Source organism: Kitasatospora sp. NPDC058046 (assembly GCF_042885595.1).
Classification (GTDB): Bacteria; Actinomycetota; Actinomycetes; order Streptomycetales; family Streptomycetaceae; genus Kitasatospora.
Genome location: NZ_JBHVRS010000033.1, coordinates 58,083 through 72,411, shown reverse-complemented (window position 1 = coordinate 72,411; position 14,329 = coordinate 58,083). Strand labels below are relative to the sequence as shown.

The window sequence follows — 14,329 nt, the reverse complement described above, 5'->3', positions numbered from 1 at the left end:
ACCTTGCTCTTTTTTATGGACCTGAGTCAACTTCTCTGCGAGGCTGGTACCGCCAGCCGGGGACCGCGAACCCCCGGCCCCAACCCCAAGGAGACCAACCATGGCCCCGACCAACCGGATCACTGCCCGTCACGCGGCAGTCGCCTTCGCCCTCACCACCGCCTTCACCACCGGCATGGCCATCAGCACCCACCCCACCACCGCCCCGGCCAACCCGGCGGCCGTGACCCTCAGCCCCACCCCGGCACAGCCGCTGCCCGCCACCGCCCCGGCGGCCCCCGCCGTGGCCCCGCTGGCCGACCTCTCCCCGGCGCCCGTCTGCCCCGCCCCCGCCGACGCCCCGAGCCCGGCCGCCATCACCCTGCCCGGGACGCCCACCACGGTCACCGTCACTGCCCCTGCGGTCACGATCACCGAGCCCGCCCCGACCGTCACCGTGACCGTCACCGCCACGCAGGTCGTGACCGCCCCGACGGTCACGGCCCCCGCCCCGTCCCCGACCGCCATCACCACCCTGCTGCCGACCTCGGCGCCCTCCCCGACCCCGAGCACCCCGCGCGGCCCCGAGCCGAGTCACTGACCTGAACCCGGGGCTCCTCCGCCCGAGGAGCCCCGGCCCGGCAGGGACAGCACCCAGCCGCCTCCCGCCTTCGACGCCACCACCCCGAGCTGGCGCCGCGCCCGCTGCACTGTGCGCGGGGCGAGCCCGACGGCCGCCGCAGCCGCCAGCACGTCCCGGGCCGGTGCCGGGCCGGCGGCCAGCATGCGGCCCAGGAGCCTGTAGGCGCTGGTGCTCGCCGGGCGTCGCCGCAGCAGGTCCGCGCCGGTCATTGCTTCGTCGCGGCCGCGCGCGCAGCGGCTGCTCCACGTCACGGGCCGGGTCCGGCCTGCTTGGTGGAACTGCAAGCCGCCCATGACCGCCCAGCCGCTGTTGGCCACCGGAACCAGCGCCATCGCCCCGTCCACGCCGTGGACGGCCATGTGCACCGCGGCCGCGTGCGAGGACCGCGCCGCCTCCATCGCCCTGCGCGTGGACGACCAGCCCGCACGCTTCGAGGCGTCCCGGACGGCCAGGACGGCCGTGCCGACGCGCTGCGCGAGTTCCGCGAGCACCTGCATCGCCTTCTCGACGGGGACCCGGTAGGGGCAGATCGTCATGAGGTCTACCACCACGAGGTCGGGCCGGCGCTCGCGCAGGAGGTGTTCCATCTGGTCGGCGTCGCCGGGCAGGCGCAGGCCTCGCCGCCCACCGCGGCCGCCCAGCACCGGGGCCACCTCGACCCGCTCGCCGCCCGGCCCGCAGGCCGCCAGGAGTTCCGCCGTCCGGTCCGCCGTCTGCGGCGATGCGAGCACCAGCACGGTGCGCGCCGCCTGGAGCTGCTGCCCGTCGGGCAGGGCCGCCGCCGTTGCCGCCCGCACCGCGACGTCCAAGGCCACCGCCCAGGTGCTGACGCCGTCCTCGCCGTCGATCAGGCTCAGGCCCGCCGACGGCACGTACCCGGGCCAGATCCAGCCGGGGCCGTCATCGAACGCCGGCGGCGCGACCACCACGTACTCCGGGCCCAGCCGCAGCGCCGCCGCGATGTCCTGCGTCTCGCACCCGTCGGCCAGGCAGTCCAGTTCCACCCGCCCGTCCCCGGCCGCGAGCACCAGCAGGGAGCCCTGGCGGTCGTCGTGCGCGGGGCAGCGCGCCAGCCAGCCGCCCTCGGTCGGCCGGACGTTTCCCCACCGGCGCAGTGCTGCCAGCACCGTCTCGTACTCCTGTGCCACGCGCCCTTCCTCCCGTTCTGCTCTCGACCGGCCTGCTGGACGTGCAGGCTGGTTCGTCTCCTTACCGTCAAGACACGCGACGGCTCGAAGGGTTGCTCTCCAGCGACAGCGCGATGCAGGTGGCCGCGTGCGGCAGGTGCAGCCGCTCGTACGGCAGCAGCGGCAGGTCCGCGCTCGGTCGGCGCGAGCGGATCGTGCCGGTGCCGTCGCGGTAGACCGCGGTGTTGCCCAGAGCGCTCGGGTTCGCGTCCACGGCCAGCCGCGCGCCTGCGGCGGTGATGGTCCAGTGCACGGACGTTCCGCACCGGCGGCACCGGGCGAGTCCTCGTGTCGGCAGCACGCTCACGCCTCTTCGGCTGACGCGGTGTCGCCGACGAGGAGGGCCGCCACCTGCCGCCAGCCGAACAGGGCGACGGCGTGGGCCTGGCCGTGGTCGGCGATCGCCTCCAGCACTTCCAGCGGGTCGGGCTCGGCCACGCGGCCTCCGGGCAGCGCGGCCATGAGCGGCCGCTGCCCTGGCATCGGGGCCGCGCCTGCGGGCCGGTCCCGGCCACCCGAAGGCGCGGGAAGCAGCGTCAACGGCCGGCCGGCGGGACCGGGTTCCTGGTCGCGGGAAATCTCGTTCTCGATCGAGGCGAGCCGGTCGGCGACGCTCACCTGCGCCGCCGGGGCCGGCCTTCGGCGGGCCGTCCGGCGGCCGGGCCTGGCCGGGCGGTCGGGCACCGGAAGTCCGGGCTGCTCCCGCTGCTCGCGAACCCACTTGCGCCACAGGGCCTGCCAGTCCGCGCCGAGGGTGGCGCGGCCCCGGTGCCAGTCCGTGAACGCCGCCGTCACGGCCGCCAGCCCGGCCGGGCCGCCGAGCCGGTCCAGGTGACCGTCGGCCGCCGCCCACGCCAACCCCGCAGCCTCCGGCCGGAAACCATCGGGCAGGGGGAGGCGGCACGCTGCCGGCCCCCACCCACTTGCACCTTCCCCACCCACACCAGCCCCCTCCCTGTGGGAGGGGCGGGGAGGGGCCGGGCGCGCACGAGGACGCGGGACGTCCCCTGGGGACGCCGGCTGCTGGCCTGCGCAGTCCTCGCCGGACGGGGCACAGTTTGGTCCCTGGTCGTCGGCGGAATCGTCGCCGCTCGACGGCGGGTTGCGCTGCTGGCGCTTCTTCTCCGCCGCGCGCCGGCGCCGCTCCTGGACCTGGCCCCGGCTCGGGTTGGCGTCCAGGTAGCCGTGCATCACGTAGTCGCCGCGCCGGGGCTGAGGGCAGCGCGCGCACGCGTGCCCGGCCTCGTGCCACAGCCCGGAGGCGAGCAGTTTGGCGATCTGGGTGGTGGTGCCGTTCTTCACCGCGACCGCTCCGGGGATCACCCCGTCGGTCAGGTGGGCGCTCGCGTAGGCGCCGCAGCGCACCCACAGCCCGGTGGCCGCGTTGCCTGCCGCGAGGATCTTGGGGTGGTCGTCCGTACTGTCGCCGACGGCGAACCAGGGCATGCCGGTGGTCTCCTACCAAGGTGTGGGGTGCCGGGTCCGCAGGCCGACACGACGATCAGGGCGAGGCGGCGGCGCTCAGGCGGCGGTGTCGGTGGCCAGGGCATCAAGGCCCAGGAGAACGCGCAGCTTCGCGGTCGGCACGAGCACGCGACGGCCGACCGTGATCGTCGGGATGTCGCCGCGCCGGGCGGCGTTGTAGCTGGCAGCACGCTCAAGGCCGAAGATGCGGCCGGCCTCGGGCACGGTCATCGTCGGCTGGACCTGCGGGTCAGGAAGGGCGGGAACGGGGCTCGTCGTCATGCCCGCACTGTGGTCTGCGCCGGGTCCTACCGTCCCGCCGTCCACGGCCGGTGCGGGCAGTTCTTGTATGTGCCGCACCGGCTGCACCAGTACACCGAAGGCCACATCCGTGCAGGTCAGCGCTTATGCGAGCCGCGAATGGCGGCCTTCCCCGGGGAATCCATACCGCCCGAGCCGACCGTCTTCGACCACCCGATACCAGGGCAACGACCGCACGACGGCGACACCCCGGCTTCCTCCTCGTCTACCCCGGTCCACGCCCGTCCATGTCGGCGGCCACGCGGCTGACCCCGTCCAGCCTCGACGCGACCCAACGCCGCCATCGGCCGTACGGTCACGGCCAACTCCCCACCGCCACACCGGCCTGTGCCCTGACCAGCACAGCCTTGGTGACTGTGGGCATGCCGCGACCTTCGCCCCAACCAACGGGGCCTGAGGGCCGATTGAGAGAGATGAGCGAGCGCGAGAAGAACGACACCCCCGGGTCCGTGTACCGCCGCTGCACCTGCCGCGAACCCGTCCTGGACGAAACCAGGCAGCCCGTCCTGGACGCCGGCGGAAAGCCGAAGATGCGCGAACTTGGCGCCCACTGCCAGAAGTTGCGAGGCAAGCGGGCCCACGGCACGTGGTGGTACTACCTCAAGCTCAAGCCCGGCGCCGACGGCAAGCCCAAGCGTGACCACAAGGGCGGCTACCCCGACAAGGACGCCGCGGTGGCCGCTCTGAAGAAGGCCATTGCGAAGGTCGACCGCGGCGAGGTGATCGACCACCGCACCACCGTGGCCCAGTACCTGATGAAGTGGCTTGAGCAGCGCAAGACCCTGGAGCCGACGACCGTCAGTTCCTATGAGAGCCACATCCGGATCTACCTGATCCCCGCGCTCGGCCACATCAAGCTGGAGGACCTGACCGCCGAGCCGATCACCGACATGTTCGACGCGATCCAGGCCCGCAACGTCATCATCGCCTACGAGCTCGCGGTGATCGCCAAGGCCCGCGCCGAGTACGCCGAGTGGAAGGCCCTGTACGGGCGCAAGCCGGGCCGCCCCAAGAGGAACGCCCCGCCTCCGCCGGTGCCCGCGCCGGAGATACCCGGGCGCAAGCCCCACGCCCAGATGCGCATCGTCTCCCCAGCGACCATGCAGCGCATCCGCGCGACCCTGCGCTCCGCTCTCACGACAGCGGTCAAGAAGGGCCAGGTCAGCAGGAACTGGGCAAGCCTGGTCGACCTGCCCTCCGGCAAGCGGCCGAAGGCGCTGCTGTGGACGCCGGAGCGCGTCGAGGAGTGGCGGCGCACCGGCGAGAAGCCATCGAAGGTGATGGTGTGGACCCCGAAGCAGGCCGGCCAGTTCCTCGACGGCATCGAGAACGACTGGCTGCGCGCGTTCTGGCACCTGGCAATCTTCCGAGGGCTGCGCCGTGGCGAGGGCGCCGGCTTCGAGTGGCCGAAGGCCAACCTCGAGACGGCGGTCATCACGGTCGACTGGCAGGTGGTGACCGTCGACGGCAAGCTCCTCGGAAAGAAGCCGAAGGCCGACAGCGAGCGCACGCTCGCCCTCGACAGCCACACCCTCCGGGAGGTACGAGACCACCGGGAGCGGATGGCCGAGGCCCGATGCGACGCGGCCGAAGCCGCGCGGCCGTGGCCAGTGACCGACAAGGTGTTCGTCCGCGAGGACGGCACCGAGATCCACCCGGACTACCTCACCGACCGGTTCGAGCTGCTGTGCGCCAAGTTGGGCCTGCCGCCCGTACGCCTGCACGACCTTCGCCATCTCGCGGCCACCCTGCTGCTCGGCGCCGGCGCGGACCTCAAGGTCGTGCAGGAGGTACTCGGCCACGCCACGTACGTGCTGACCGCCGATACCTACACCTCCGTCCTGCCGTCCCTGGACCGCGAGAGCGCCGAGAAGGCTGCCGCCCTCGTCCCGGTGAAGTCCCGAAGCAGCACCAGCGCCCCGCTGGTGTACCTGCTGGTGCTCGGCGGGATCGAGGTCGCTATGACCAGCTCTGAGGACGCGCAGGCCATCGTGGACCTGTGGAACGAACTCCTGGTCCACGGCTGCCCCGGGCTGAGGGAACGGCCCGCGATCCTGCCGAAGAAGCGCACCCCCTGGCACGGTCGCGGGGAACTGTGGGAACGTCGGCCCCGACACCAGCAGTTGCACTCCGCCGTGGCCGGCGTCGACCGGCGCTCCGGCTCGGTGATCTATCAACTGCCGCTCATCGGGCAGCCCTGCTTCGAGTTCGAGCGCGACCTGTACACCGACCAGGCCGCCGTCAGCTCCGTACAGCTACGTCACGGCCTGCGAGGCACGATCGAAGTCGTGGCCCGCGGTACGGACGAGAAGGCGGTCAAGGCCGCCTTCGAGCAGGCCCTGGAGCAGGCCGGACGGCTGCGGCCCGCCAGCGCTCCCGAGGCCGACGACGACCACCCTCTGGGGTAGGTCGTCGTGGCACCCAGCCGACGGCCCGGGAGCCGGCCGCCGGGTGACACTGCCCGTCTCACCATCCCCGGCTGCCTGACGTACCGAACGGGCGACCGGGGATGGTGCGTTCACTGATCGCCGTATGTCTGCGCCTGGGTGCGCCACATCGCCGCGTAGCCGCCGTCGGCCGCGAGCAGCGTCTCGTGAGTGCCTTCCTCGGTGATGGTGCCCTTGTTCAGGACGATGATCCGGTCGGCGGTGCGGGTGGAGCCGAGCCGGTGGGTGATCAGGATGACGGTGCGGCCCTTGGACAGGCGCCGGATCCGCTCGTACATCGCCTCTTCGGCGAGCGGGTCGAGGGCGGAGGTCGGTTCGTCGCAGACCAGCACGGGGGCGTCGGCACGCAGGAACGCACGTGCGGCGGCGAGGCGCTGCCACTGCCCGGGGGACAGGTCCCGACCGGACCAGTAGGAGGGGGCGAGGTTGGTGTCCAGGCCGTCCGGCAGGCCGGCGAGCACTTCGTCCGCGCCGGCTTGCGCGGCGGCGGCGAGGATCGCGTCGTCGTCGTGGTCGGTGCCGAGGGTGATGTTCTGGCGGGCGTCGGTCTGCCACCGGGCGATGTCCTGGGGCAGGATCGCCAGCCGGGCCCAGATCTGCTCCGGTGGCGCGGCGGCCAGGTCCACGCCGTCCCAGGTGACGGCGCCCTCGGCCGGGTGGTACAGGCCGACCAAGATCTTGGCCAGGGTGCTCTTCCCTGACCCGTTGGCGCCCACGATCGCCAGCACCTCGCCTTGGCGGACCGTCACGTTCACGTCGCGCAGCGCCGCCGCCTCCGAGCCGTTGTAGGAGAAGGTCACGCCCTCGGCGCGGATCACCTGCGGGTCGGCCGGTACGTCGACCGGTTCCAGGAGGGGGCGGGCCCTCTGCTCGGCGTCGTGGATGAAGTCCTCCCAGTCCCCGAGATACAGGCCCACCCTGTAGGTGGTGTTGAGGCCGGCGACCAGGCTGGCCAGCAGGATTCGGCTGGTCTGGACGGCGACGACCGCGGTCCCGGCGGCGGCGAGCGGGACCTGGCCTGCGACCACCAGCCACAGCAGCGTCCCGTACACCAGGAGCATCGCGCCGCCGGCGAGTGCGTCGCCGGTGAGCTGGTAGCGGGCGGTGGTGGCGCCGACGCGGCGGGCGTGCTGGTCGAGCCGGTCCACGAGGGTGGAGAACTGGCCGAGCAGCCACGGCCGCATGGTGTTGGCGCGTACGTCGAGCGCGGTCGGCCGCCCGGCGGTGTGGAACATCAGCGTGTGCCGAAGGCGCCGGTCGGCCAGGGTGTGCCGCTCGGCCAGGTGCTCGGCGCGGGCGGCGCGCACCGCGGCCGCGCCACGGGGCAGGACCGCCAGGAGCAGCAGCGGGACGAGCAGCGGGTGGAGGGCGGCGAGAATGCCGACGGCCGCCAGCAGCCCGAGCAGGCCTGCGGCGGTGGCAGCGATCGAGTCGACCATCAGCCGGGTGTCCTTGGAGGCCCTGTTCGCGGCCTCGGCGTGGTTGCACCAGTCGGGGTCGTCGTAGGCCGCGAGCGGGACGCGGGTGGCGGCGTCCAGGTAGCGCATCTCGGCCAGGCCGTCCACGCGCGGCCCGATCCGGGCGGTGATGGCGGTGGTGCCCGCGGCCGCGAGCGAGCGGGCGATGCCGACGGCGGCGATCAGCACGAGGGCCGGGGCGGCGCCTCGCAGCCGCTCGTCCAGCGCGCCGGTGGTGAACAGCGGGATCAGGGCGCCCCGGGTGGCGTAGAGCGTGGTCGCGGTGAGGATCCCGCCGAGGAGCAGCAGGGCGGCCAGAAGCTTGACCGCGCGCCGGTCGGCCTGCCAGGCGAGCCGGATCACGATGGCACACAGGTGCGGCAGGCGCCGCAGGACGGTGGCGAGGCCGTCGGTGCCGGCGCTGTCGTGCCGCTCGGCGGCGACGCTGTACTGCGGGAGCGCCTGGTCGGCGAGGTCGGGACGGCGCGTACGGAACAGGGAGCGTCGCCGCTGGCCGGGGCCGGCCTCAGGCTGTCGGGTGGTCGTCATGCCGGGGCCAACGATTCACCCGAACGGGTGTAACGGGTCTTCGGGGTGGCGAATCCTCAAGCGGCCGGGCCGACTTGGAGGACCGGCAGGTAGTGCCACACCCGGTCGGCCGGTTCCTGGCCGATGATCTCGCCGTGCGCCTCGGTCCAGGCGTGGGCGCCGCGGGGCAGGAACGTGGCGCCGAGGACCCAGCGCACCCGGCGGCCGGTGAGCGCGCCGGTCAGGAACGCGGCCAGCGACTCCTCCAGGCAGGCCACCCGGCCCGGCCACCAGCGCGCCGCCCGCCGCACCGCGTGGTGCGCGGCCTGCGCCTGCGCGACAGTGGCCGGGCGGGCCGGCAGCGTGGCGGTGCGGCGGGCGGCGGCGACGCCGTACCGGATCGGCAGGCGCAGCAGCACCAGCGCGGCCGCCAGTGCCACCGGCGCGGCCAGGCGCAGGCCCAGGCCGGTGGGTACGGGGGCGGCGAAGTGCACCGTCGGCTCGGCGTCGTCCGCCTCGGTGGGCCGGTCGGCCGGGGTGAGGAGGTCGGCCTTCCGGAGAGCGGCCAGCACGGCGGCGAGGTCGGCCCGGACGGTGTCCGGATCCTGGCCACGCTGCTGCCAGTGCGCGGCAAGCCGGTCGATGGCCTGCTCGGCGGGCACCCCGCTGGTGACCGCCCGCCACAGATCGGCGCCGACCGGGTCCAGGAAGCGCCACGTGCCGGGCCCGTGGCGGGTGTCCATCAGAGCGGTACCCCAGGCACTGGTGCAGGAGTGGACCGCGCCGGTCGGCGTCACCACGTGATCTCCTCGTGTTCCTCGTTCGGTTCCCACCAGGTGTCCCGGCCCGTCGGGATGGTGGCCAGCCACAGCTCGGTGGCGATGAGGTAGTGCAGGCAGGCCAGCGCGGCCGGCTCCCCGCGCAGCGCGGCCTCCAGCGCGGTGCGGGCCGCGCGGGGGTCGATCAGTCCGGCGCCGGCCAGCAGCGAGGTGTTGAACAACGCCCGGATGATCGGGGCGTTGGCGCGCATCCCGGTCGTGACGGTGCGGGTCATCGCCGTCTTGGTACGGCGCCCCAGCAGGTAGCCGGGGACGCGGCCGGTGAACGCGGCCCGCGCGATCGGCTTGAAGTCGCCCGGGACGCGCCGCTGCCAGCCCGGGACGGCGTGGCAGACGTCCACCACCTGGTTGTCCAGGTAGGGGGCGTGGACGGGCACCTGGAACAGCTGGCGGGCGATCTGGTCGTAGGTGGCGTGCTCCTCGCCCATCCGCTCCAGGAACAGCCGCTCGTGCAGCTGCGCCGGGCCGGTCTCGGAACCAGGCGGCGTGGTGAGCAGGGCGGCGACCTGGGCGCGGCCGTCGCGGGTCAGCCACGCGGCGGCCGGCAGCGTTCCGCACCAGGACAGAGACTCCCAGGGCGCGACGAGCTGGCTGCGGTCCAACGGCGCGCGGCCGCAGATCGTGTCGGCCAGCGCGTCGAGGGCGTGGCCGTACGGGGAGCGCAGCGTCGTGTGGGCCTGGCGCAGCACGGCGGCCGTGGAACAGCGGCGTTCCCGGGCGAACGCGGCCAGACGGCGGCCGGCCTCGACGCGGCGGCCGGTGCGGTAGAGGTCGAGCACGGCCGTGGGGACGGCGTCCAGGACGTCGTCCCCGCCGCGACCGGTCAGGTGCGCCCCGCTCTCCCAGGCGCGGACCGGGGCGAGCTGGGCGCGCTTGACGGTCAGCACGCCCACGCTGAGGGACGGGCTGTCGGTGATCGGCAGCAGGCCGGTGAGGCCGTCGAACTGGCGGACCTTCTCCGTGTCGCCGTGGACGATCCGGTGGGTGATGGCCGGGTAGTCCGCGGCGATCCGGCGGGCGTACACGCCGTCGTCCTCGTCCTGCATGTGCCGGTCGGTGTAGGTGACGGCCAGCAGGTCGGTGATCTGCGCGGCCAGCGCCGTCAGCGTGCTGGAGTCGATCCCGCCCGACAGGTCGGCGGACAGGCGGCCCGGGAGAAGCGCGCGGCGCTCGACTGCGACGGTCAGCCGCTCCTTCAGCAGCCCGGCGCCGGCCGTGAAGTCCAGCGGCCCGGCCGAGGGCAGCGGCTCGGTGCGCGGCGCCCGGCCGGGTTCCAGGACGAGCGCCTGGCCGGGCGGTACCCGGTTCACGCCGGTGAAGCAGCTGTGCTTGCCGAGCAGGTCGACGCCGCGCACGCTGAACGCGGCCAGCACCCGGGCGAGGTCCGGTTCGCACTGCCGGTAGGCGGCCAGCGCGAGCGCCGAGGTGGACCACAGCACGGTGCCGCCGTCCAGCAGCCAGTGCACCACCACCGTGGCGGCCCGGTCACCGGCGATGTGGACCCGTTCGCCGTCGCGGACCACGGCCAGGTAGCTGCCGGGCAGGCGGGCTGCGCGGTGCCAGCGGCCCGCCGCGGTCTGCTCCAGGGCCTCGCTGCGCTCTGCGTCGGCCGCCAGGCAGCAGCCGACCGTCACCAGCTCAACCCGACCGTCCGGGGCGGCCTCGACGGAGGTCTCCCAGTCCTCGAAGCCGACGGCCCACACCGTCCCCAGCGCGCGGGTGACGGGGAGCGCGGCTCCGCCGCGCGGTTTCCAGCCAACCTGGCCCGGGTCCTGCTGCCCGGTGTCGAAAGCCCCCGTCACGTACCGCATCACGGCCATGCTGTGCCCTCCCTCGGCTCGATGGGTATGAAGCAGGCGGGTGCCCGCACCCGCCGCATAGCGCGCGGCAGGTGCGGGCACCCGTCGTAGGTCTTACGACCAGTACTGGGTGTCGTCGGCGTTGTTGTTGCCGGCGGAGCCGAGGGTGACCTCGACGACGGTGCCCAGCTCGTCCAGCGCCGGCGTCACGTACTCGGCGGTGTCCTTGATCACGATGTCCATCTCTGCCTCCGCAGGGGGATTTTCCGTGTCCGGCTCGGTGGCCGGCTGAGTACGAGAGTGCCGCCAACTCGCCCATCCGAAAAGATGTTTGGTGTCACTCTGTTGTCATACGGCATACCCGTTGTGATGACACCCGAAGGGGTGCTGTCATGGTCGAATGGCTGATCCAGGAGGGCGGCGCCTGCGGGCGGCCCGGGAAATGTACGGCTGGAGCGGCGCGGACCTGGCCAGTCGGATGAGAGAAGCAGCGAATCGGCGCGATCGAAGGTCAGGATGCACGCGCCAGCTCATATCTGACTGGGAACTGGACAAGAAGCGCCCGACATGGGAGTCCCAAATCCTGCTGGCGGACGCGTTCGACGTCCCCGAGGCTATGTTGGTGACGCACCCCTGGCCGAACTGGTTGCCCCACCCCGATGAGGAAGAGGGGAACATGTCGCTCAACCGACGGGACTTCATTGTCGTCGGGATGGCCGCCGCCCTGCCGGCGATCGCCGCCGCCCCAGCCTCCGCCACCGAACGCCCGCTGGTGGGTACCGAGACCGTCCAATACCTGCGGACCGTCGCACTGCCGCTGACCACCATGCCGACCGTCCAACGCCAGCACGTGGTTCCATTGCTCGACTCCAGCCTCACCACCGTCACCGGCCTGCTGGAGAACGCCCGCTACGACGCCCGTACCGGCGTGGCGCTCAACCGGCTTGCCGGCCAGCTCGCACAGACCTGCGGCTGGACTCGCTTCGACGTCGGACGCCAGGACCAGGCATCCGCGTTGTGGACCCAAGCGTTCGAACACGCCAAGGCGGCCGGCGACCGCGACATGATCAGCAGCGTCATCGCCGACGTCGCCTACCAGGGGCTCTGGACCAACAACGCCGAGGAGTCCGCGCGCCTGCTCGAACACGCACTCGCCCGGCCCATGCACGCCACGGTGCGCTCACTCCTGCACCTGCGCAAGGCCCGCGCCCACGCGGCCCTCGGCGAAGCCGCGTCCTGCCGGCACCACCTGGCCAAGTCCGAAGCCGAACTCGCCCGCACCAACGTTGACGCCCCTCCGAGCTGGGCAGCGTGGATGAGCGAAGCGGACGTCGAGATCGACGGCGGCCGGTGCCTCATCGACCTCGGTGACGCTGGTGCGGGCATGAAGCGCATCGACCACGGCCTGTCCCTACTCACCACGCCCCGCTCGAAGACGTATGCCGTGTTCCAGACCTACCGTGCCGAGGCTCTGCTTCATCAAGGCCAGGTCGACGAAGCCACATCCGTACTTTCCAGCGCACTTGAGACAGCCCGGCAGATCGGCGCAACCAGGTGCACCGACCAGGTTGCTCAGATCAGCGACCGGCTCCACAACCACCGGTCAGTGGTCGGCGTCGACGAGCTGTTGCTGAGCGTCAAGGCCGCCCGGACGGCAGCGTGAGGCAACCGACCGAACTACCTTCGGGCCGATGGCCCGTCGGCCAAGGAGCCCCGGAAACGCCGGTGGCCCGGGCGAACACCCGGACCACGGTCAGCTGGCTGGAGGATCAGACCCAGCGCAGGCGTTGGAGGACCCGCCAGAGAATCACCGGGGCGACAGCGCAGAGGATCAGCCCCATCACCTTCTCTGGGGCCACACTCTGCGTCATTGCGTAGACCAGGACGAGGCCGACGACCACGGGCGGGTCCGCCTTCGGGAGCAGTTCCAACGCCCGCTCCAGGAAGGTTGTAGGGATCGGCTCCGACACCAGCCCTTCGTCATTCTCCGGCCCTCGGGGCATACTCGTGGACACAGGCATCTCCTTTGTTCGATGGGGGTGGTGCCAGGGCCGCCAGCCTCCCGTGTCGCCTGCAAGCAGTCGGGGGGCTGGCGGAGATCTTCAGCGCTCGTCGTGCGGAGTGGCCCACAGCAGCAACGCAACTGCCGACTCCAAGCGGCGCAGTCTTTCGTCTACCGGCAGCTCCGAGGTGTCGTCGGCGACGCGGAGTTCGCCGTGATGGCCTCCATGGAGCACGCCAGTCTGGCTGTCGGAGTCTGTGGCGAAGTGCAGCCGGCGATCGGGCCGTGGCCCATCATCCGCAAGCCGTACGTGGCGATCGTCGCCACGGATGCCGGCCCAGGGAAGCTGGCTGATCTGGAAAGAAGCCCTCGCCTCCACGTCGACCCAGGCTCGGCGCAGCTGAGTCAAGCCTTTGATGAAGCTGCCGCGCCCGCCCCTCGCCCACTCGTTGAACCCTGCTGCGTACCGTCCGTGAACAGTGCTACGGGTGACGCCAAGTTGCTTGCCGATCTCCTCCCATGACGCCCCCGAGGAGCGCTCGGCGTAGACAGCAAGCCGCATCATCTCCTCCGCCTGCTCCTGGAGCTGGCGGGCCTGCTTCACGAAGTAACCGGGATGGGTGCCAGGGCGAGAGCTGCAGTAGGGAAGAGCTTGTGGCCACTCGACTTGGGCCTCATGAGGCCAATCGCTCTCGCGGCCTGGTGGTTCGTCAGATTCCACACCCTGCATCCAACCATCCGGCATTCTGTCCGGTCAAACCTGATGGCCGTACGGGCGCGCCGTACATGCGGCGATACGGCACGCCGTACGTACGGGGTATTGAGATAGCGGAGCTGAGGCCCGGCATGGGGTGTACCCTGAACCTCGCCAGCCCTGGCTACCGACACCGCGGTCGACTCCGAGTGCGTGGCCGTGGACAGCGCCAGGAATCTGTTTTACGCGGGCTCACGCCTACCCGACCACACATACGGCGATACAGAACTCCGTAGCCACAGCGGTGGACGACGAATGAGATGGCGGGCCTCGCCATAGCGGGCGGGAGCGCCCTCCGCGCGCATATCCCCCCTGGATGTCGGCGCCTGGTGCTCACGGAGCGTGGTTCTGAGTGTGTGGATAGAGCCCGAGAGGCCGCCACGGACGTGGGCGGAAGGGGCCCGGAGGGGGCGACTCGGGGCACTATCCCCGCCCTATCCCCACTTAGGGACAAAGAGGACAAAACGAAGGCGTGATTAGGCACCGACGCGGGCCGCGAGGAAGCCAAAAAAGAAAAAGAGCCAGGTCAGTTGGGTTCTGACCTGGCTCCTTTGTCGGTGGGCCACCAGGGGCTCGAACCCTGAACCTACGGATTAAAAGTCCGCAGCTCTTGAGATAGCGTCGACGCGACGTAGGGGACCAACGGCTCTGGACTCCTTACGCTTGTCACAGACCGTAGCTGCCGTCCCGCGCTTGCCGTCACTTTCAGGGTACTCCGGGCCATTGCCCGGTGCTCCGGCCGCCCACCAGGCAAGGACGCCATTCGCGGCGTGCATCGCAGTCGGCACCGAGAAGCACCTCCTCACCCTCGGGTGACCTGCACAGACTCCCGGCCGCGACTGGCCCTCCTCGGCAGTCGCAGACGTCAAGTCGCCTTCCACCCAACGTGCCCGCCAAGTCTCGACGCGC

At 72.0% G+C, this 14,329-nt stretch carries 13 protein-coding genes and 1 tRNA gene; 3 read left to right on the top strand and 11 right to left on the bottom strand.

What is annotated here, in order from left to right; genetic code table 11:
• Positions 1-100: 100 nt before the first annotated feature.
• Positions 101-580, top strand: coding sequence for a hypothetical protein (locus tag ACFVU7_RS40840; protein ID WP_181970714.1), 480 nt, complete (start codon positions 101-103; stop codon positions 578-580).
• On the opposite strand, the gene ACFVU7_RS40835 is transcribed toward ACFVU7_RS40840, so the two are convergent.
• The 4 genes from ACFVU7_RS40835 to ACFVU7_RS40820 all read right to left on the bottom strand — a co-directional run bounded on the left by ACFVU7_RS40835 (position 574) and on the right by ACFVU7_RS40820 (position 3,555).
• Complete coding sequence (locus ACFVU7_RS40835; RefSeq protein WP_388051304.1) at positions 574-1,770, bottom strand: hypothetical protein; 1,197 nt, start codon at positions 1,768-1,770, stop codon at positions 574-576. The genes ACFVU7_RS40840 and ACFVU7_RS40835 overlap by 7 nt on opposite strands.
• A 67-nt stretch (positions 1,771-1,837) precedes the next feature.
• Positions 1,838-2,062: a hypothetical protein gene (locus ACFVU7_RS40830; protein WP_388051301.1), complete on the bottom strand. Its 225-nt coding sequence runs from the start codon at positions 2,060-2,062 to the stop codon at positions 1,838-1,840.
• Between the two features lie 50 nt (positions 2,063-2,112).
• A complete protein-coding gene (locus ACFVU7_RS40825; RefSeq protein WP_388051299.1) occupies positions 2,113-3,255 on the bottom strand; it encodes a hypothetical protein in 1,143 nt (380 codons plus the stop codon).
• Between the two features lie 75 nt (positions 3,256-3,330).
• Complete coding sequence (locus tag ACFVU7_RS40820) at positions 3,331-3,555, bottom strand: helix-turn-helix domain-containing protein (protein ID WP_375875602.1); 225 nt, start codon at positions 3,553-3,555, stop codon at positions 3,331-3,333.
• A gap of 452 nt (positions 3,556-4,007) precedes the next feature.
• On the opposite strand from ACFVU7_RS40820, the gene ACFVU7_RS40815 reads away from it, so the two are divergent.
• Entirely contained in the window at positions 4,008-6,002 is a 1,995-nt protein-coding gene (locus ACFVU7_RS40815) for a tyrosine-type recombinase/integrase (RefSeq protein WP_388051296.1), read from the top strand.
• Positions 6,003-6,112: 110 nt separating this feature from the next.
• Here ACFVU7_RS40815 and ACFVU7_RS40810 read toward each other — a convergent pair whose 3' ends face one another.
• The 4 genes from ACFVU7_RS40810 to ACFVU7_RS40795 form a co-directional block, all read right to left on the bottom strand.
• Entirely contained in the window at positions 6,113-8,047 is a 1,935-nt protein-coding gene (locus ACFVU7_RS40810; RefSeq protein WP_388051293.1) for an ATP-binding cassette domain-containing protein, read from the bottom strand.
• A gap of 56 nt (positions 8,048-8,103) precedes the next feature.
• Positions 8,104-8,826 (bottom strand): lasso peptide biosynthesis B2 protein, encoded by a 723-nt coding sequence (locus ACFVU7_RS40805; protein ID WP_375875598.1) that lies wholly within the window; start codon positions 8,824-8,826, stop codon positions 8,104-8,106.
• Positions 8,820-10,685, bottom strand: a complete 1,866-nt coding sequence (locus tag ACFVU7_RS40800) for an asparagine synthase-related protein (RefSeq protein WP_388051290.1) — start codon at positions 10,683-10,685, stop codon at positions 8,820-8,822. The genes ACFVU7_RS40805 and ACFVU7_RS40800 overlap by 7 nt, the downstream gene beginning before the upstream one ends.
• Positions 10,686-10,778: 93 nt before the next feature.
• Positions 10,779-10,907: a lasso RiPP family leader peptide-containing protein gene (locus tag ACFVU7_RS40795; RefSeq protein ID WP_375875595.1), complete on the bottom strand. Its 129-nt coding sequence runs from the start codon at positions 10,905-10,907 to the stop codon at positions 10,779-10,781.
• Between the two features lie 157 nt (positions 10,908-11,064).
• Between ACFVU7_RS40795 and ACFVU7_RS40790 the strand changes: the two genes are divergently transcribed.
• The gene (locus ACFVU7_RS40790) at positions 11,065-12,327 is read left to right on the top strand and encodes a helix-turn-helix transcriptional regulator (protein ID WP_388051287.1); all 1,263 of its coding nucleotides are present in this window, start codon (positions 11,065-11,067) and stop codon (positions 12,325-12,327) included.
• A gap of 106 nt (positions 12,328-12,433) precedes the next feature.
• Here the strand turns inward: ACFVU7_RS40790 and ACFVU7_RS40785 are convergent, their stop codons facing one another.
• The 3 genes from ACFVU7_RS40785 to ACFVU7_RS40775 all read right to left on the bottom strand — a co-directional run bounded on the left by ACFVU7_RS40785 (position 12,434) and on the right by ACFVU7_RS40775 (position 14,076).
• The gene (locus ACFVU7_RS40785; protein ID WP_388051284.1) at positions 12,434-12,679 is read right to left on the bottom strand and encodes a hypothetical protein; all 246 of its coding nucleotides are present in this window, start codon (positions 12,677-12,679) and stop codon (positions 12,434-12,436) included.
• Between the two features lie 87 nt (positions 12,680-12,766).
• Positions 12,767-13,270 (bottom strand): hypothetical protein, encoded by a 504-nt coding sequence (locus ACFVU7_RS40780; RefSeq protein ID WP_388051282.1) that lies wholly within the window; start codon positions 13,268-13,270, stop codon positions 12,767-12,769.
• A 708-nt stretch (positions 13,271-13,978) separates the two neighbouring features.
• Positions 13,979-14,076: transfer RNA gene (locus tag ACFVU7_RS40775), tRNA-Lys, on the bottom strand.
• Positions 14,077-14,329 lie beyond the last annotated feature (253 nt).